Genomic DNA, 17,513 nt, shown 5'->3' with positions numbered 1-17,513 from the left:
GGGCTGAATCTGCTCGACGGACTCGCCGCCCAGCGGGCGCCGTCTCGATCGATTCCGGTGAGGGTGAGGGTTGGCGGGATCCTCTCGTTGCCGGGGCTTACCTGTTGCGTAGTGGGGGCCCTCACACCATCGTGACGACGACCTTGCCGGCCTTGGCGCGCCCCTTCTCTGCGTACTCCATCGCCTCGCGGGTCTGGCTGAAGGGGAAGAGGCGGTCGACGACGGGGCGGATCTCTCCGGCGTCGATGAGCCGGGTGATTTCGCGCAGCTGGTCTCCGTCGGCCTTCATGAACAGGAAGGAGCAGGTGACGCCCTGGCGCTTGGCGTGGCGCCGGGTCTTCAGGCTCAGGGCATTCATCGCCTGCCGCAGGACCAGGTTCGCGCCCAGCTCGCGGGCGAAGTCTGCGTCGGGAGGTCCTGCGATACTGATGACCTTTCCGCCGGGCCTGAGCACCCGCAGGGATTTCTCCAGGGTCTCGCCACCGAGGGTGTCCAGGACGACGTCGTAGCCGTCCAGGGCTTCCTCGAAGTCCTGTGTCCGGTAGTCGACGACGACGTCCGCGCCGAGTTCCTTGACCAGGTCGGCGTTGGCCGCGCCAGCGGTAGTGGCCACGTGCGCGCCCAGCTGCCTGGCCAGCTGGAGGGCGATGGTGCCGACGCCGCCGGAGCCCGCGTGGATCAGGACCTTCTGGCCTGGCTGGACCTGTGCCTTCTCGACCAGCGCCTGCCACGATGTCAGGGCGACCAGGGGGAGGGAGGCGGCCTCCGCCATGGTGAGGGTGGCCGGCTTGGGTGCCAGGTCGTTCTGATGGATGGCGATGAGTTCGGCGAAGGTGCCGATGCGGTCCTTGTCGGGCCGGGCGTAGACCTCGTCGCCCACGGCGAAGCGGGTGACGTCCGATCCCACCTCGACCACCACCCCGGCGAGGTCGTTGCCCAGAACGAGGGGGAGACGGTACGGCAGGATCACCTTGAAGCCGCCGTCGCGGATCTTGAAGTCCAGCGGGTTGACGCTCGCCGCGTGCACCCGGACCAGGACGTCGTCGGCGCCTACCTGTGGGTCTGGGGCTTCGGTGATGCGACCACCGCCCTTGTCGTTGTACCGCTCGATCATGAAAGCCTTCATCGTCGTCTCCGCTTCCTGTCCGCATGGGAACGTGGCCACTGTGCGTGCCGGGCTTCGTGGTGGTTGTTTCGGTTTCCTGGAGTCCCTGCCGCTGCGGTGGGCGGCCGTCCCCGGCGCCGTATCCGTAGCCGGACATCAAGGTCGCCGGTGGGGCGATGCGCGCCTCATGCCGCGTTCGGCGATGTGGCCAGGCTCTGCTTCACGTGCCGGGTGATCTCGTCGGCAAGGATCTCGGGCAGTCCCCTCTCGATACCGGACAGGGCCTGCGCGGCAACCTCGGCGGGGTCGGCCTTCTGGTCGGCAGGCACGCTCGCGGCCATGCCGGTGTCCATGTATCCGACGTGCAGCGCCGAGACGGCGATGCCGCGGGGTGCCAGTTCTTCCCGGGCCGCGCCGGTCAGCGCCCACGCTGCCGCCTTGGCCGCCGCATAGGCTCCGAGGTCGGCCGGGTGCAGCCAGGACAGGACAGACAGGACGTTGAGCACGGCACCTCCGCCGTTGGCCTCTATGACGGGGGCGAAGGCCCGCGTCACCGCGAGCGGACCGAAGAAGTTCGTGTCCATCTCCAGGCGCACCGCTTCCGGGCTGCCCGCGACCAGCGGAGTTCCGGTGGAGATTCCGGCGTTGTTCACCAGCAGCGTCGCGTCGCACGCGGTGCGGGCCGCGGCCCGGATCGACTCCTCGTCCGTCACGTCGAGCCGCAGCGGGGTGACCCCCGGCAGGTCCACCGTCTCGGGGCGCCGGACTGCCGCGTACACCGTCGCTCCGCGCTCCACGAGCTGGGTGGCCAGATGCCGTCCGAGCCCCCGGTTGGCGCCGGTGACCACCGCGACCGCGTCCTTCAGTTCCATGCCCACTCCCAGCGTTACGGCCGTCGGCGAGCGACGGCGGCCAAAATTAGATTACATTCATAATCTAAGCATTGGCCTAGGATAGATGCCAGTCGACATCCAATCGGGAGGTGGCCGATGGGTCGCGTATCGCAGGCGCAGGCCGAGGAGAACCGCCGGCGGGTCGTGGAAACCGCCTCTCGCCTGTTCCGGGAACAGGGGACTCAGGTCAGCGTCGCCGACGTCATGAAGGCGGCCGGTCTGACCCACGGCGGCTTCTACAAGCACTTCGCCTCCAAAGAGGCGCTCCTCGGCGAAGCCACCGCCCACGCCTTCGACGCGCTCACCCAGTACCACAAAGACGGCCTCGAGCAGCACGGCGGGCAGCGCGGCGCCGCCCAGCAGGCGCTGATCGACACCTATCTCTCCCCCGGACACCGCGACAGCCCGGGGGATGGGTGTCCCGTCGCCGCACTCGTCACCGACATTGCGCGCGAAGGCGAAGAGCATGAGGCCCGCCGGATCTACACCGAAGGCGTGGGCGACTTCGCCGAGTGGCTCACCACCGAGGACCAGGACGGCATCACCCGGCTGTGCACCATGCTCGGCGCGCTCGTCCTGGCCCGAGCCACCAACGGTTCCCCGCTCTCCGAGGAGATCCTCAGCGCCGCGCGCGCGGCATTGACGGCAGCCGGCTGATCAGTACCAGGCGGCAGGGCAGCCTGCCAAAGGGCTTTCGCTGCCACGTCGCCAACAGCGCAGCCGGCTGGGTTTCGGGGCCGGGCGCCGTGGCCGCCGCCGCGGCGGCCACGGCGAGGTGTGAGTTCATGCCCGGCTCGAACCGGCCGCAGGGGTTCACGTGGGCCCAGAACGGCGGGGACAGGGCCGCCGGTCGGCGTCGGTGAGCCGCTTCTGCCACTTCTCCTCTCCCGGTGACGACCACGGACGGCGGGCGGCAGCGGCCGTCGGCGCTCAGGATCCGCGCGCTCGGCGCTTCACCTAGCCGCTGGTCCGGTCTCAGTGCCCCTCTCGGCGCCAACCAGGGACCGAACGGGCACCGGCACCCACGCAGCGCAGTGCCTCAAACCACCGATCCGTCGTCCTCGGCGACAGCCGGGACCGCCACCAGCTGTACCCGGGGGCGCCACCTGTTGTGATCCCGAAGAGTTCGCTTGCCGTCCCAGGTGATGCGAGGGCCGGCCGTCCCGGTCAACTGCTCCTCGTTTGCTCGTGGTCTTTCCCGTACCGCACCCCACCGTGACCACTTGCCATCGACCGATGACCCCCGTATGGTCGTACGAACGTAAGGCGTACGGTCGTAATTTAAAACCAAGGGAGTTCGTGATGACGACAACCAGGCCGGTGGCGCTCGTGACAGGTGCCTCATCGGGGATCGGCAAGGAGACGGCCCGCGCCTTCGTCGCGGCGGGTTTCGAGGTGATCGGAACCGGTCGCAGGACTTCCGGGCTCACCCCGCCCGCCGGTGTGACGTACCTCGATCTCGACGTCGGCAGTGACGACTCGGCCACCGCCGCGGTCAGAGAGGTGATCGACCGGTTCGGACGCATCGACGTCCTGGTCAACAACGCGGGCATCGGCTCGGCGGGCGCGGTCGAGGAGAACTCCGTCACCCAGGCCCAGAACGTCCTCAATATCAACGTCCTCGGTGTCGTCCGGATGACGAAGGCCGTCCTGCCGCACATGCGTGCCCAGGGTGGCGGACGCGTCATCAACATCTCGTCCGTCCTCGGGGTCGCCCCCCAGCCCTTCATGGCCCTCTACGTCGCGTCGAAGCACGCTGTCGAGGGCTACTCCGAGTCGCTGGACCACGAGGTCCGCGAGCACGGCGTCCGGGTCCTCCTCGTCCAGCCCGCCTATACCAGGACCAGCTTCGACACCAACGCCACGCAGCCCGACACCCCGCTGCCCCTGTACGCGGAGCGACGGCGCGTCTTCGACGAGGTGATGGCCGATGCGATGAAGGGCGGCGACGACCCCGCCGTCGTCGCCAAAGTGATCGTCGCAGCGGCCACCGACAAGAAGCCGAAGCTGCGTTACACCGCCGGCCCGCTGGCCTCACGCGTCACCACAGCGCGCCGCTTCGTCCCCGCCGGAGCGTTCGACAAGCAGATCCGCAAGAACAACCGCATGCCCTGACTGATGTCTCGGATGTCATGAAAGTTCTTTCTCGGTCACTCATTGGTTTGCCGAGGAGAGTCATACGGCAGCAACGCCGGCAAACGGCCCGGCGCAGTGCATCGAGCACAAGGCGTTCTCTGCAGAAGAGCGACGGAATCGCGCTGGCGGGTCAGCGCGACGGCGGCCGTCCTGGGGCGCCGTCCGCGTCCGCAGGGACGGGACTCTCGCATCGCGGATCCGTTGTCACCGACGTACGGACCGCGGCGAGTTCGGCTTCGCCGCCGGCGAGATCCCCGAGAACATCACCGCCAACGACGACGGCTCAATGACTTCCACGGTGGAAGGTCACCGGGCCCATCCGGTGGGTCACCGCGAACACGCCACTCGCCGCAGCGCGCCACCCCGCAGCTCTCCATCACCCTTCATTTGAGGAGACATCCATGTTGAACGCCCTGTGGAACCCGATCGTCGCCGGGGAGATCTCCCTGCCGCACCGGCTGGCGATGGCCCCCATGACGCGGGACCGATCCACCCCGGGAGGCATACCCACCGAGCTGAACGCCGAGTACTACGCCCAGCGTGCCTCGCACGCCCTCATCATCACCGAAGGCACCCAGCCCAACGCCGACGGCCAGGGCTACCTGCTCACTCCCGGCATCTACTCCGAGGAGCACATCGCCGGCTGGCGCAAGGTCACCGACGCCGTGCACGGCGTCGACGGACGCATCGTCATCCAGCTCATGCACGTCGGACGGATGTCCCACCCCGACAACACCCCCCACCACCGGCAGCCGGTCGCCCCCTCCCCGGTCCGGCCGGCGGGCACCATGGTCACCCCGTCCGGCCCTCAGGAGATGCCGGTACCGCGCGAGCTGGCCACCGAGGAGGTCGCCGCGACAGTCGAGGACTTCCGGCGCGCCGCGGCGGCCGCCATCGCGGCCGGCGCCGACGGCGTCGAGATTCACAGTGCCAACGGCTACCTTCCGCACCAGTTCCTCGCCACCAACACCAACCAGCGCACCGACCGCTACGGCGGCTCCCTCGACAACCGCATCCGCTTCGCCGTCGAGGTCGCCACCGCCGTGGCCGAGGAGATCGGCGCCGGCCGTACCGGCTTCCGCATCTCTCCCGGAAACCCGTTCAACGACATCGCGGAGAGCGACACCCACGAGCTGTACCCGGCACTCGTGCGCGCCCTCGCCGCGCTCGACCTCGCCTACCTGCACATCGGCCACGGGGGCGACGACGAACTCCTGCACACCCTCCGCAAGCTGTGGCCGAACACCTTGGTTCTCAACCGGGCCGGCACCGACATCGCCACCCGCGCGAAGGACATCGAAGACGGCCTGGCCGACATCGTCACCGTCGGCGTGATGGCACTCGCCAACCCCGACCTGGCCGAGCGCGTACGCGCCGGCGCGCCGCTGAACACCCCCGACCCCGCCACCTTCTACGGCGGCGGCGAGGCCGGCTACACCGACTACCCCACCTACACCGCCTGACAAAACCCCGGCGATGCCGGTCCTGGCGGGCCGGTATGCCCAGATGGCCCCATGGAGGTACCACGTGTCTGAGCACGCTGCTGTTGAACTGAGCCCGGAAGCCACCGCGTTCGCGGAGTTCTTGGCCGCAGGGGCGAAGCCCCCGTCCGAGTTGGACGCGGCGCGCATCCAGGCGGAGCAAGTCCATCTCGCGGCCCGGGAGCCGGAAGGCGTCACCTATCGGGAGGTGGACGCGGGTGGCGTTCTGGGAATCTGGTGCGAACCCGTCGACGCCAACACCGACTACGTCCTCCTGCACGCTCACGCCGGGGGCTCCGTTCTGGCGTCAGCACACGTCGACCGAAAGCTCGCCGGCCATATCGCCAAGGCCGCCGGGGCCCCCGTACTGGTCCTGGACTTCCGGCGAGCACCGGAACACAAGTACCCGGCTCAGGTGGACGACGCGGAGGCGGCCTTCGACTGGCTGCTTTCCGAAGGGTATGAGCCGGGGAACATCATCACGATCGGCCACTCGATCGGCGGGTTCATCGCCGTCGCCCTGGCGCTTCGCCTCCGCGACAAGAAGCAGCCCCTGCCCGGCGCCATCGTGTCGATTTCCCCCTGGTGCGACCTCGAAATCGCCAACGAGACCATCGCGACCAACGCCGGGACGGACAAGATACTCAGCAAGGAACTGCTGGAGTTCTTCCGGGATGCCTGGATCGACGGCACGGGCATCGAGTTCACGGACACCCGGATCAATCTGAACCGGGCGGACCTGAGCGGTCTGCCCCCGACCCTCGTCTCCTGGGGAACGTACGAGGTCCTGGCCGGCGAGGACGAGCAGTTCGCCGCCCGCGTCAAGGACGCCGGAATCGACACGGCGACCGTGGTGGTCCCCGGAGGCCAGCACTCGTACGTCTACGGTGCCGGCCGGGTTCCGGAGACCGACGCTGCCATCGCACAGATCGGCGCGTGGGTTCGGGAGAAGACGAAGATCTGATCGAGCCCGGCGAGTGGGGACCCAGACTCCTTCCTTCCTGGCGGTCACAGGCGAACAGCGGCAGGTCGCCGTCGGTCGATTCGCGGCGGCGGTCAAGGGCGACGACTGCGCCTCGCCGGCTCCGCAGCGAGTCGGCGTGGCGGGGTGACCGGCAAGCTGAAGCTGCGGTACGACCGTCACCCGGCGGCGCGGTTGCTTCGACCGGCTCGCCCCCGGTAGGGCGACCTTTGCGATTGCCGCGGCGGGACATGGAGCACCAGCGGCGGATGTGAGCGGGGGAGTGGCCCAAGAAGCGCAAGGGGGGCGGCGCGGCTCATGGCGACGGCCGACACTATGAGCCGCGCCGACGAGGTCGCGTCCAGGCGCTGGGTTCGTGCCTGCCCTCACTGATGAAAGCCCGACGCTCGCCCGTCGTCCTTGCTGTAGGGACCGTCACCGCTGTCGACTCTTTGGAGTACGTTCGCAATATCATAGACTGGCGAAGTCGGTGAAGGACGACTGGTCCTTCTGGCCGGCGAAGGAGTGTGTGCTGTGGTGCGGTACGGAAAAGAGCACAAGTCGGAGACGAGGCGGCGGATCATCGAGAGGGCGGGCCGCCGGTTCAAGCAAGACGGTATCGACGGCTCCGGGGTCTCGACGCTCATGAGGGACGCGGGGCTGACAAATGGGGCCTTCTACGCTCACTTCGAATCCAAGGACGACCTCGTCGCCACGGCAATCGCCGACCAGTTGAAGGCGCAGGCCGAGAGCGTTGTCGCGCGGGCGGCGCCCGGCCGCGCCGGACTCGAGCAGATCGTCCGCGGGTACCTGTCGCCCCAGCACCGCGACAGCCTTGGCGACGGCTGCCCCAACGCCGCTCTGCTCGACGAGATCGGGCGCTGCACCGACACCACCAGGCAGGCGTACACCGACGGCGTGCTGGTCCTCATCGACGGCATTGCCGCCCGCATGGCGCCCGAGGCCCCGTCCTCCGCACGTGTGAAGGCGCTCAGCCTCCTCGGCCTGATGGCCGGGACACTGCAGCTTTCCCGCGCCTTGACCGACAGCCAACTCGCCCATGAGCTCCTCGATCAGGGGATAAGCAACGCCCTCGCCCTGCTGGATGCCTGGCAGTGCGTGTGATGCGCAACATCCCCGGCCCCAGGCTGTGACTCTTGGGGGAACAGTCCGACGCCAGCAGGTTCTCTCCAGCTGACCCAGGCCGGCTGCTGGAGCTTGTCCGTGGTGGGTTTCGCGCGCCTCGACTCTGCGTTCGATAGGAACGCTCCTAGCCTCACCGTGTTCCTGGCCGTCGACCATGATCGTCTCTGCGCGCGAGCGACTGAAGGGCTTGGCAGAGCCCGTCAGCGCCCTGTCCTGCGCGAGGGCCGCAACGTCCCGCCTGCCCTCTGGCGGCCGCTCCGTCCACCGCGGCAGGATCACGGTTGTGGACTCACCGCAGGGAGCGGAAGAATTCCCTGATGTCGCAGGTCAGGAAGTCGGGGCCTCCAGGGCCGCGAAGTCCGCCGTGGTCGAACTCGCTCCAGCGGACGACGTTGTTGGCTTGTTCGGCCCAGTGCCGGACGGCCATGCCGCCGACGAGTTCGCCACCGCGGTGGGCACCTCGGAACGGGTGAGAGGGAACCACCCGGCCTGGGCGTACCTTCCCCCCTCGTAGTACATCGGCTCCGCCGAACCCGCCGTTGCGGTCAGCCAGTAGAGCATCACGTTAGGCGCCCTGGCCGTCCTGGCTCCGGTCCTGGTGTGGCCTGGTGGCGGATCCACTGCTGGGGCACCGGCTGCGGATCGCCGAGGGCGAGCAGACGCTCGACATCGGCGCCGTGCCCGTGGCGGTCGTCGCACTGCTCGCGTCGCTCTCCGGCTGGGGCCTGCTGGCCGTCCTGGAGCGGTTCGGGGTGCGGCGCGCCCGGGCCATCTGGACCGGGGTGGCCGGCGCGGTACTGGCTGTTTCCTTCCTGCCGTTCATCGGCGACGCCATGGAGGCGGCACCCGGGTCTGCCTCGCTCTGATGCAGCTGGTGGCGGTGCTGGCCCGGGGGCTGGGCGGCAGGTCCTCCGGGGTGGGAGCCGGTGCTGCCAGGGGGTGACCGCCAGGACCAAGTGGGCCGCGAGCAGCACCAGATGGAGGCGGCCGTGCTGGAGCGTTGTGCGGCCGGGGATGACTGTGGTTTCTGCGGGGCGACTGCCTTGAGCGGAGTTCCATCCGCCGCTCAGTATCCGGGCGGGATCCGGTCCTGCGGCCCGTCAGCCCGCTCTGCCGCATCGTCGTCCATCTGTGCCCGCTCGGCCACGGCGGGGTTGGTCGAGTCCGAGATCAGCTCCGCGATGCGCAGGGTGCACTCCCATTCCGTCAGCCTGCCTTTGATCACCACCAGGTATGACTCCTGGTCGGCGAAGCGATACACGTGGCGGCGTTTCTCGACGATGTTTTTGCTCGGTGAGTACGTGTGGAGTGCGGCACGGAGCACCTTCAGCGCCTGGTCCTTCGTTTCCTGTCCGCGACAGATGAACTCGGTCCTGTATGTGTCGCTGTAGTACTCCGCGATCACGACCCAGTTGCCCATGTTCACTCCCCCTCGGCGCCGTTGTCAGTCAGCCACAGCTCAACCTCCGGAGCAAGAGTGATGCAGGCCGAGCGATGGCCTCTATGCGAGGGCGGGGGATGGGACGCGCGGCTGCGGCCAGTGCTGAATGATGCTGTCGGCGAGAGCAGGAAGGTGGTGAGTCTTGCGACTTCGTCCGCTTCGCCGGTCCATCCGAGCGGAACGCTGCGGTGGCAGGCGTCCAGAAGTGTGCTGTCCTGGTAGGTGTACGCCGTGGCACCGGTACGCGTCAGTCCCGGTCGGACCCCGTTGACCCGCGCGTTCGTCGCGCACAGTTCGGCGGCCAGGGATCGTGTCGCGGCGTCGATGGCACCTTTGCTCGCCGCGTACAAAGCGGTGCCGGGCTGGCAGGCCGCCGCCATCGCGGACGAGATGTTGACGATGCTTCCGCCCTTCGTCATCGCCACTGTTGCTCTGCTGGTGAGCATGAGCGGAGCGCAGACGTCGAGAGCGAAGAACGCGCGTCCCACTCTGCCTCGGTGATGCTCGTCGCCGGGCCGAAGTGGGCCGAGCCCGCGTTGTTCACGACCCCGTCGAGGCGACCGAACCGCTCCAACACAGCGCTGACAATCGAATCGGCCGATCTGGTCGCAGTCAGGTCGATGTCAAGGACGAACGGGGACCCCGGCAGGTTGCCGGCATGGCGTTCCAGCGAGCAGCGATCGCGTCCGTCGAGCGCTGCATCGGTGCCGTCGGGCGCCGCCTCTGTGCTGATAGCCGTGCCAAGTCCGCGGCCACCACCGCTGCCGGCCGCACTCGTACTACGCCCCCTGGCTACGCGCCACCTGCAGGTGACCCTGGCGAGATCACGTCTCCGCTCTCCGCCAGGCCGCCGGAGAGTTGTTTCCCCGCTGGCGATCGAAGCGAGGCGGGGCTCGCTCGCGAGGCCGGTGTGGGTCGGATGGCCCCTCCGTTCGTGGTTGGGCAAGCAGCCCTCGGCGGTGCTCCGATGTCACCGCTCGGCCTTGGGGCTTTGAGTTCGGAAACGTGCTCTCGGGTCAGGGGGGAGTGAGGGTATCGGCCTGGGCGGCTAGGTCTGGGTGAGTGCTGGCCAGAAGATGCCGGGTGGCAGTCAGGGGGGCGATGAGGTCGGCGGGGTCGTCGTGGGCGAGGGCCGCGTGGAGTTCGCTGACCGGCAGACGGGCAGCTGGGGGAAGGTCGGTGAGTGCGGTGATCTGGCCGGCGAGACGGCGCAGGTCGGCCGCATGGCGGCGGGCCCAGGTGGCGGTGGTGCGGTCGGCGGCGCGGCGCTGGCGGGTGGCCTGGACGCGCTGTTCGCCGGTGGTCCCGGCGGGGCCGGGGCGACCGCGCAGGTAGCGGCGCTCGGCGGCCTGGCGGCTGGCGACACCGAGGGGGTGGGCGAGGTCGGCCCAGCTGGCGCCCGCGACGCGGGCTGTTTCGATCAGGCCGGTTTCCCATCCGGCGAGCTGTTCGCGTACCTGCCGCAGCAGCGACAAGGAGGCCAGGGCCTGTTCCGGGCCGGGACCGGGAGTGTCGGGGGCGTCTGGGGTTTCGTGCCGGGCTTCGCGCAGGGCGTGGTCTATGGCGTTGAGGGCCGCCGCCGCGGCAAGGAACGAGGCCGGGCTGTGGGTGCCGGTGCTGGGCGAGGACGGCTGGTCGGCGGGGGTCACGGACACCTCCCAAGGGGTTGTCATCGAGTAGACGACATCGTGTTTGTCATCCATTGGATGACATGTTACAACGGTGTCAGTGAGGCGCATTGGCAGTAACTGCCTGAACCTGCTGGAGGTGTTTTCACGATGTTGATGCGCACTGACCCCTTCCGTGAGCTGGACCGGCTGACGCAGCAGCTGATGGGCCCGGGTACCTGGTCGAAGCCGTCGGCGATGCCGATGGACGCCTACCGTGAGGGCGACGAGTACGTGGTGGCCTTCGACGTTCCCGGTGTCACCGCGGACGCGATCGACATCGACGTCGAGCGGAACATGCTGACGGTCAAGGCCGAGCGCCGGCCGGTGGCGAAGGCCGACGACGTGCAGATGGAGCTGTCCGAGCGGCCGCTGGGCGTCTTCTCCCGCCAGATCGTGCTCGCCGACACCCTCGACACCGAGCACATCAGGGCCGACTACGACGCGGGCGTGCTCACCCTGCGGATCCCGATCGCCGAGCGTGCCAAGCCACGCAAGATCTCCATCGGCGTCGGATCCGGCCACAAGGAGATCTCCGGCTGACACCGGCCGGACAGGTGCGGAGGACGGGCACCTGATCTCCCCCTCACCCGCCCTCCGCACCCCTGTGGGCAGTCCGAGAAGAAGGGGGTGGCGGCCGACATGACTCTGCGACGCGCCGCGTTCCTCGACCACGTGAAGGAACGCGGCGAGTGCGACAGCAGCAACGAGGCGGACCGCGCGGCCCGTGTGGTGCTAGCCCTGCTCGGCGCGCACCTGGTCGGAGAGGTCCGCGCCCAGCTCACGGCACGCCTGCCGGAGGACTTCGCCCTGATCCTGCTCGACCCGCTGCAGAGCGCCGAGCCGCTGCCCCCGGAGCGGTTCGTCCTGGCGACCGCGGCCTGGATCGAGGGCGCCACCGCGCAGACCCGGCCTGGGACGTCAGCGCCGTGCTGTCCACGGTCGCCGACACGGCCGGCGATGACCTGCTGGGGCAGCTCCTGCTCCAGCTCCCCGACGGCCACGACCTGCTCTTCGGCCGCCCCCAGCCCACCTGACCCATACCTCGGTGCCACACACCCGGCACCACCCCACCCTGACTCCACGAAAGGCATACACCGCAGTGATCACCGGCGTGCGCGCACCGCTTGAGCACCAGCAGCCGTACGGGACGGCGTATGAGCAGATGCTGGAGAAGGTCCGCTACGAAGGCGCCTACCCCACCCGTGAGAGAGCGGAGGAAGCCGTCCGCCTGGTCCTGGCGGGGCTGGGACGTCAGCTGACCGGCGACGAGCGCGTCGACCTGGCCGCCTGCCTGCCCCCGGAGGCAGCACGTGTCCTGACCGCGCAGATCCCCGACACCCAGCCGCTGACCGGATGGGCCTTCGTCAAGGATCTCGCCGCCCGCTCCGGCGCCTCTCTGGCCACGACCCGGTGGGACACCGGCTCCGTCTTCGCGGCCGTCGCCGCCCACGCCGGCCCCGACCTCATCACCCGCATCCTCCACCAGCTCCCCACCGGCTACGCGCTGCTGTTCGGCCGTGCCGAACTCACCCCGGCCGGTCATGCACTGCGTTGAGCAGCTGATGGTGACGTGGTGTCAGTGGAGCCTGTGTGCCTTGGGTGTTGTGACGGTCTGTCTCAAGGCCGTGAACCCCGGCTGCGGGGGCGCGGCGGGCTCAGAAGCCGTATCTCAACCGAGCGTGATGCCTGGATTCCTGCTGGTCAGGCATGTTTCGCTCGGGTTGCGGGAGGCATCGCGGCGTCTTGTGTCCGCTTCATGGTCGAGGAGTGCGCGGTGGCGTCGGTGCTGGGAATGCTGGAGGAGCGCGAGGCGGCTGCCCGGCTGCGGGTGGAGGGCTTGCGGGAGGAAGTCGCGCGGCTGGTGGAGGTGTTGGAGACCGCGGAAATCGAGCTGGACCGGCGGGAAATCGCGCGGGAGGAACTGCTCGAGGCCCTGGCAGTTGCTGCGGCCGAGTCCACTGCCCTGACCACGACCGAGGCGGAGGAGGAAGCGGCGCCGTCGCTCGCGCCGGTGCCGGGCTCGATGGTGCCGCCCTGGCGGGAAGGACTGCCGGTGACGGTTCTGGCGCCGGACTATCAGCGGACTCTGGGCGTGCTGGAACAGCAGCGGTCCACGGGGCAGGGGCCGCTTCGGGCCAAAGAGATCGCAGTAAAGCTGGGCCTTGATGCCACGTCGGCGAAGGTCGAGGGGTTGCGGTCGAAAGCTCGGCGCCTGGCGGAGCGCGGGTGGCTTCTCCTGGAGGCGTCGGGGGCATTCAGTGCCGGCCGGCGGCCCGTGGCTGTGCCAGACGCCGGCTCATCCGCGTGACCATCGACCATCGGATCAACGCCTCGCAAGTGGCGGGCAGGGTCTCGTAGTCCCGGGCCAGACGGCGGGAGTTCATCAGCCATGCGAACGTGCGCTCTGCCACCCACCGCCTCGGGAGCACCACGAACCCTGTCCTGTCGTCGGTGCGCTTGACGATCTCCAAGGTCAGGGCGGGTTTGTCCCGGCACCAGCCGACGAGGCCGCCGGTGTATCCGCCGTCGGCCCAGACGAGGGTGATGTCGCGGTGCAGGCGGCGCAGCCGCCTCAGTAGGCCCGCCGCTGCGTCCCGGTCGCCGATGTTCGCGGCGGTGACCGCGACGACCAGGAGCAGACCGAGGGTGTCGGTCACGATGTGCCGTTTGCGGCCCGGCACCTTCTTCCCGCCGTCGTAGCCGCGTGAGGCGGCCGGCACCGTCGCGGCGGCCCGCACCGACTGCGCGTCGATGATTCCGGCCGTGGGCTCGGCCTCGCGGCCCTCGCGTTCACGGACCTTCCCGCGCAACCGGTCGTGGAATTCGGCGATCAGCCCGTGCTCGCGCCAGCGGCGGAAGAATGCGTAAACGCGGCCCCAGTCGGGGGAGTCCGCAGGCATTGCCCGCCAGGAGATTCCGCCCGCGACCAGGTAGCGGATCACCTCCAGCAGCTGGCGGTGGCAGTAGCCCTCGGGCTGCCCGCCTCTGCCCTGGAGCCAGGCCGGCACCGGCAACAACGGCCGGATGGCCGCCCACTCCGCATCCGTCATGTCCGACGGATACCGGCGCACCCGATCGGGATGATCGGCCGCGTTGCCGTACACGTGCGCGAGGCAATCGCACGAGACAGAGGGTGAGTTGAAGTCGACGGGCTCGGGGCGTACAACAACGGCAACAGGGCCTCCGGGAACCGCTCGGAATGGGGTCGCACCCCCGAGCTACCGGGAGGCCCTCGTATCGCCGGAAGATCACCCGACCAGGAACTCTGTTCGATCCACACGTTCCAAGATCGGTTGAGGGGCGGCTCCTCAGTCGGCATTAGGCCAAATCTGGACAACCCACACCTCAAGGGGATCCTCGTGCGGCCCTTCAGACGGGAAGGGATCGAGTGCCAGCGAAGCCTCAACATGATCTCGCCCTCGGCAGAGTAAACGCAGGTGATAGCGTCCCGGCCGCAGCTGGATCTCGCCGTAGCAGACGCCGCCCAAGTCGACCACCGCGAGATGATCTGCCATCGGAGAATGAAAAGCCCGTTCGTACTCCCAAGAGCCTGATGGCTGAGGAGCGGGCCCGTCCCACACCTCCAAACGCACCAACGGGTAGAAATCGTTGTCGCTGGAGGTAAGCCTCCAGCCTTCCCCGGGGGTCTGGACAATGTCGTCCTCCGCCGGCGCTTGTTCGAAGAGGATGGGGCCGATCTGGATGGTCCTGTAGTACACGCGCGGCCGGACATCAACAGCGTTGACCAGAGTGGGCACTTACTCTCCTCACCATCGAGCGAGCAGGGCCCGTCAGGCTAACGACCTCGTGCGTGGTTGGCCGTGGCACGTCGAAAGCCGCGGATTCGCCGCTGGGTTCACGTTCGCGCACCGCTGTTCATGGTGGCGGTCTGCTGGTGGGAGAGCAGTTCGGCGATGGCCTGGATGATGTCGCTCATGTGCTCGCGTCGGCCGTGGTGGCGGGCGAGGGCCCGCCAGTTCTTCAGATGCCCGATGCCGTGCTCGACCCGGATACGTCGTGAGGAGTGGGCCTTGCGCTGACGCTCGTGCATCTCCTCGTACCACTCGGGCGGGTCCTTCTTGAACTTACGGTGTGGTGGCGTGATCACCCGGCCGCCGGTCTGGGCGCCGAGTCCTTGGTAGCCGGCGTCGGCCAGGATCTCTACGGCAGGTCCGTTGGCCAGGAGCTTGACCAGGCCCAACTTGCGGGCGTGGGTGATGTCCGCGCAACTGGCGGCCTCGGCCGGGCTGCAGAACAACAGCCGCCCCTCGGCGTCCGTGACGACCATCGACTTCACGGCGTTCTGCTTGTTTTTGCCGGAGATGAACTTGTCCCGGTCCTTGCGTCCGGCGGCCGGTCGTCGCACCCGGACCTCGGTGCCGTCGACGATTCCGGTCTGTCCGTCGGCGCCGAGATGGTCGATGACTTCGGCGAGAGTGCGCAGCCGGAGACCGGGGGCGACGGTGCACCCCCGTTCGGCGAGCAGGGGACGCACTTCGCCGATCGCACGTGTGGTGGTGGAGCGGTCGACACCGAACCAGCAGGCCAATACATCGTGCGTGGCACCGTGCCGGAGGCTGACCAGCGTGGCCAACAGGCGGTCGACGAAGACCAGTTTGTGTTTCGCCCCAGCCCCCACGGCCCTGCGGCGCGGCCGTGACGTCAGTCCGGCCTGATGCCGCTCACGCCACAACGGTCCGATCTCAGCGACGAGTTCAGCGATTACCTCGGGTGTCAGCCCGGTGATCCGCTGGCTTCGGATGATTGCTGCACGTACTCGGTTCCCCACCACACCAGCCATGGTCAACGATCATGGTTTCGACGTGCCTCCGCCAACCATGCACGAGGTCGTAAGGCCTGTCGCGAAAGTGGCGCGGTCGCCCGAAGGGCGGGCCACGCGGGCAGGCGCCGCTTCGTATCAGGCTCTGGAGGGCCGCTGTCCCTGGGAGCCGTCGGCCGCGAGCGGAAGACTGCGCAGCGACAGTGCGCTCGGCGCCGGCAGCGCTCCGTGGGCCGCCTCGGCGCGGAACGACTGGAGCAAGTACGCCACCAGGCGCCGGGACGCCGCACGGTCATCTGGCAGTGCGGTGACCAGACCGCAGTGGGACAACAGGGCTACGGCAAAGTCGGAGGGGTGGAAGTCGGCCCGCAGCGCGCCCGCCGCCTGAGCCCTGCGGACCAGGGTCATGAAGTCCCGCTCGGCCTGTTCCCGTAGCCGCGCGTGTTCTCGCGTGCTGTCCGGAAAGGCGGCGACGAACGCGGCCGGGAAGCCCCGTTCCTCCCGTTGTAGTTCGCAGACCGTCTCGACCAGCCGCTGGAAGCCCTGCCACGGATCGGGGTCGGCCAGCGCCTCGGTGAGCGCCCGAGCACAGGTGTCCATCTGGTGCGCGAACGCGGCCCGCACCAGGGCGTCCCGCGTCGGGAAACGCCGGTACAGCGTCGCCACGCCGACCCCCGCCCGTCGGGCCACGGTCGCCATGGGCGCGTCGATGCCGTGCTCGGCGAAGACCACGCGGGCAGCCGAGAGGATGCGCCGCCGGTTGCGCCGGGCGTCCGCCCGCAGACTGTCCTGCCCCGCGATCCGAGAGGATTCCCCCACCGCTCTCTCTCACCTCCGGTCAAATGGACGATCTCGTCCGCTTGCCAGCCTACGCTCGGCGCCACGATCCCCCGCACGGCCACTGGTGGCGAAGGTGAGAACCCAACGATGGACGACCGCACGATGAAAGCCGTACTGTTCGACCGCTTCGGCGGCCCCGAGGTGCTGTATGTGGGCCGGGTGCCACGCCCCGGACCGGCACCCGGCGAGGTCCTCGTGCGCGTGCGAGCGTTCAGCGTGAACGGCGGCGAACTGGCGGCCCGTTCCGGTCGGGCCCGCCTCCTCACCGGCCGGAAGTTCCCGCAGCGCATCGGGCTGGACTTCACTGGCGAGATCGCCGCACTCGGCACCGGCGCGACCGGCGTAGCGGTCGGCGACCAGGTGTGGGGCGTCCTGGGCCGCAGCTCCGGATTCGGCAGCGCTGCCGAGTACGTGACGGTACGGCCCGAGCGGCTCGGCCGGGTCCCGGACGGACTGGACCTCGTGGCCGCCGCCGCGCTGCCGGTGGCCACCACGGCCATCACGGCCCTCCGCGACAAGGCCGCACTGCGCCCAGGCGAACGGCTGCTCGTACGGGGCGCGGCGGGCGGCGTCGGCAACGCCGCCGTCCAGCTCGGGCAGGCGTACGGCGCCGAGGTCACGGCCCTGGCCCGCGCTGCCAATTTCGACTTCGTCCGCACGCTCGGCGCCCACCACGCCATCGACCACCGGGCCGTGTCCCCCGCGGAACTGGGACTGTTCGACGTGGTCCTGGACACGGCGGGCACCGACCTGCGTAGCCTACGGCGGCTGCTGAAGCCCGGCGGACGCATGGTCACCATCGCCCTCGACCTGACGCGGCCCGTCGCCTCGCTGGGCTACATCGCGGCCAGCGCCGTCCACGGACGCGGCCGGGTGCGCTTCTTCAGCGGCAACCCCGAACGTGCGCTCTTCGACGACCTCGCCCGCCAGGTGACGGAGGGGAAGCTGCGGCCGGCGGTGGACACGGTCTTCCCGCTGGAAGAGACAGCGGCGGCACACCGGGCGCTGGAGGCGGGCGGGGTGCGGGGCAAGTACGTGGTCAGGGTCGACTAGGGTTTGT

The 17,513-nt window shown here is 69.1% G+C and carries 21 protein-coding genes and 1 pseudogene; 11 read left to right on the top strand and 11 right to left on the bottom strand.

Annotation, left to right across the window (positions count from 1 at the left end; genetic code table 11):
- Positions 1 to 121: 121 nt before the first annotated feature.
- Both OHU35_RS00440 and OHU35_RS00435 read right to left on the bottom strand, forming a co-directional pair.
- Positions 122 to 1,126 (bottom strand): NADP-dependent oxidoreductase, encoded by a 1,005-nt coding sequence (locus tag OHU35_RS00440; RefSeq protein ID WP_405504110.1) that lies wholly within the window; start codon positions 1,124 to 1,126, stop codon positions 122 to 124.
- A 164-nt stretch (positions 1,127 to 1,290) separates the two neighbouring features.
- Positions 1,291 to 1,977: an SDR family oxidoreductase gene (locus OHU35_RS00435; protein WP_405504108.1), complete on the bottom strand. Its 687-nt coding sequence runs from the start codon at positions 1,975 to 1,977 to the stop codon at positions 1,291 to 1,293.
- A gap of 117 nt (positions 1,978 to 2,094) precedes the next feature.
- Between OHU35_RS00435 and OHU35_RS00430 the strand changes: the two genes are divergently transcribed.
- The 5 genes from OHU35_RS00430 to OHU35_RS00410 all read left to right on the top strand — a co-directional run bounded on the left by OHU35_RS00430 (position 2,095) and on the right by OHU35_RS00410 (position 7,701).
- Entirely contained in the window at positions 2,095 to 2,655 is a 561-nt protein-coding gene (locus OHU35_RS00430; protein WP_405504107.1) for a TetR/AcrR family transcriptional regulator, read from the top strand.
- 645 nt (positions 2,656 to 3,300) lie between these two features.
- Positions 3,301 to 4,113, top strand: a complete 813-nt coding sequence (locus OHU35_RS00425) for an oxidoreductase (protein WP_189730827.1) — start codon at positions 3,301 to 3,303, stop codon at positions 4,111 to 4,113.
- Positions 4,114 to 4,535: 422 nt separating this feature from the next.
- Positions 4,536 to 5,597: an alkene reductase gene (locus OHU35_RS00420; RefSeq protein WP_189730828.1), complete on the top strand. Its 1,062-nt coding sequence runs from the start codon at positions 4,536 to 4,538 to the stop codon at positions 5,595 to 5,597.
- A 64-nt stretch (positions 5,598 to 5,661) separates the two neighbouring features.
- Entirely contained in the window at positions 5,662 to 6,579 is a 918-nt protein-coding gene (locus OHU35_RS00415; RefSeq protein WP_229873537.1) for an alpha/beta hydrolase, read from the top strand.
- 531 nt (positions 6,580 to 7,110) lie between these two features.
- Positions 7,111 to 7,701: a TetR/AcrR family transcriptional regulator gene (locus tag OHU35_RS00410; RefSeq protein WP_405504106.1), complete on the top strand. Its 591-nt coding sequence runs from the start codon at positions 7,111 to 7,113 to the stop codon at positions 7,699 to 7,701.
- 310 nt (positions 7,702 to 8,011) lie between these two features.
- On the opposite strand, the gene OHU35_RS00405 is transcribed toward OHU35_RS00410, so the two are convergent.
- Positions 8,012 to 8,206, bottom strand: a complete 195-nt coding sequence (locus tag OHU35_RS00405; RefSeq protein WP_405504105.1) for a hypothetical protein — start codon at positions 8,204 to 8,206, stop codon at positions 8,012 to 8,014.
- Positions 8,207 to 8,330: 124 nt separating this feature from the next.
- Between OHU35_RS00405 and OHU35_RS00400 the strand changes: the two genes are divergently transcribed.
- On the top strand, positions 8,331 to 8,588 hold the full coding sequence (locus tag OHU35_RS00400; protein ID WP_405504104.1) for a DUF6069 family protein: 258 nt from the start codon (positions 8,331 to 8,333) through the stop codon (positions 8,586 to 8,588).
- Between the two features lie 200 nt (positions 8,589 to 8,788).
- On the opposite strand, the gene OHU35_RS00395 is transcribed toward OHU35_RS00400, so the two are convergent.
- The 4 genes from OHU35_RS00395 to OHU35_RS00380 form a co-directional block, all read right to left on the bottom strand.
- Positions 8,789 to 9,142 (bottom strand): hypothetical protein, encoded by a 354-nt coding sequence (locus OHU35_RS00395; protein WP_405504103.1) that lies wholly within the window; start codon positions 9,140 to 9,142, stop codon positions 8,789 to 8,791.
- A 2-nt stretch (positions 9,143 to 9,144) separates the two neighbouring features.
- Positions 9,145 to 9,651 carry an SDR family NAD(P)-dependent oxidoreductase gene (locus OHU35_RS00390; RefSeq protein ID WP_405504102.1) on the bottom strand — a complete coding sequence of 169 codons (507 nt, stop codon included), beginning with the start codon at positions 9,649 to 9,651 and terminating at the stop codon, positions 9,145 to 9,147.
- The gene (locus tag OHU35_RS00385) at positions 9,579 to 10,109 is read right to left on the bottom strand and encodes an SDR family NAD(P)-dependent oxidoreductase (RefSeq protein WP_405504101.1); all 531 of its coding nucleotides are present in this window, start codon (positions 10,107 to 10,109) and stop codon (positions 9,579 to 9,581) included. The genes OHU35_RS00390 and OHU35_RS00385 overlap by 73 nt, the downstream gene beginning before the upstream one ends.
- 70 nt (positions 10,110 to 10,179) lie before the next feature.
- Complete coding sequence (locus OHU35_RS00380) at positions 10,180 to 10,812, bottom strand: type III effector protein (RefSeq protein WP_405509144.1); 633 nt, start codon at positions 10,810 to 10,812, stop codon at positions 10,180 to 10,182.
- A 129-nt stretch (positions 10,813 to 10,941) separates the two neighbouring features.
- On the opposite strand from OHU35_RS00380, the gene OHU35_RS00375 reads away from it, so the two are divergent.
- The 4 genes and pseudogenes from OHU35_RS00375 to OHU35_RS00360 all read left to right on the top strand — a co-directional run bounded on the left by OHU35_RS00375 (position 10,942) and on the right by OHU35_RS00360 (position 13,141).
- Positions 10,942 to 11,373: an Hsp20/alpha crystallin family protein gene (locus OHU35_RS00375; protein ID WP_189730841.1), complete on the top strand. Its 432-nt coding sequence runs from the start codon at positions 10,942 to 10,944 to the stop codon at positions 11,371 to 11,373.
- A 99-nt stretch (positions 11,374 to 11,472) separates the two neighbouring features.
- Positions 11,473 to 11,867: pseudogene (locus tag OHU35_RS00370) on the top strand (DUF2267 domain-containing protein).
- A 65-nt stretch (positions 11,868 to 11,932) separates the two neighbouring features.
- Entirely contained in the window at positions 11,933 to 12,388 is a 456-nt protein-coding gene (locus OHU35_RS00365; RefSeq protein ID WP_189730843.1) for a DUF2267 domain-containing protein, read from the top strand.
- Positions 12,389 to 12,607: 219 nt separating this feature from the next.
- Positions 12,608 to 13,141 carry a hypothetical protein gene (locus OHU35_RS00360; protein WP_372498807.1) on the top strand — a complete coding sequence of 178 codons (534 nt, stop codon included), beginning with the start codon at positions 12,608 to 12,610 and terminating at the stop codon, positions 13,139 to 13,141.
- On the opposite strand, the gene OHU35_RS00355 is transcribed toward OHU35_RS00360, so the two are convergent.
- From OHU35_RS00355 to OHU35_RS00340, 4 genes are all read right to left on the bottom strand, one after another.
- Complete coding sequence (locus OHU35_RS00355; protein ID WP_405504099.1) at positions 13,089 to 13,883, bottom strand: IS5 family transposase; 795 nt, start codon at positions 13,881 to 13,883, stop codon at positions 13,089 to 13,091. The two genes, OHU35_RS00360 and OHU35_RS00355, sit on opposite strands and share 53 nt — an antisense overlap.
- Before the next feature lie 258 nt (positions 13,884 to 14,141).
- Positions 14,142 to 14,591: a hypothetical protein gene (locus OHU35_RS00350; protein ID WP_405504098.1), complete on the bottom strand. Its 450-nt coding sequence runs from the start codon at positions 14,589 to 14,591 to the stop codon at positions 14,142 to 14,144.
- A 98-nt stretch (positions 14,592 to 14,689) separates the two neighbouring features.
- Positions 14,690 to 15,472, bottom strand: a complete 783-nt coding sequence (locus tag OHU35_RS00345) for a transposase family protein (RefSeq protein WP_405504096.1) — start codon at positions 15,470 to 15,472, stop codon at positions 14,690 to 14,692.
- Between the two features lie 279 nt (positions 15,473 to 15,751).
- Positions 15,752 to 16,432, bottom strand: a complete 681-nt coding sequence (locus tag OHU35_RS00340) for a helix-turn-helix domain-containing protein (RefSeq protein ID WP_359896187.1) — start codon at positions 16,430 to 16,432, stop codon at positions 15,752 to 15,754.
- A gap of 108 nt (positions 16,433 to 16,540) precedes the next feature.
- Here OHU35_RS00340 and OHU35_RS00335 point away from each other — a divergent pair, with 108 nt between their 5' ends.
- A complete protein-coding gene (locus OHU35_RS00335; RefSeq protein ID WP_405504093.1) occupies positions 16,541 to 17,506 on the top strand; it encodes an NAD(P)-dependent alcohol dehydrogenase in 966 nt (321 codons plus the stop codon).
- The last annotated feature ends 7 nt before the right edge of the window (positions 17,507 to 17,513 follow it).

This window comes from Streptomyces purpurascens (assembly GCF_045040895.1).
Taxonomy (GTDB): domain Bacteria; phylum Actinomycetota; class Actinomycetes; order Streptomycetales; family Streptomycetaceae; genus Streptomyces; species Streptomyces purpurascens.
This window is presented reverse-complemented; position numbering and strand designations above follow the sequence as displayed.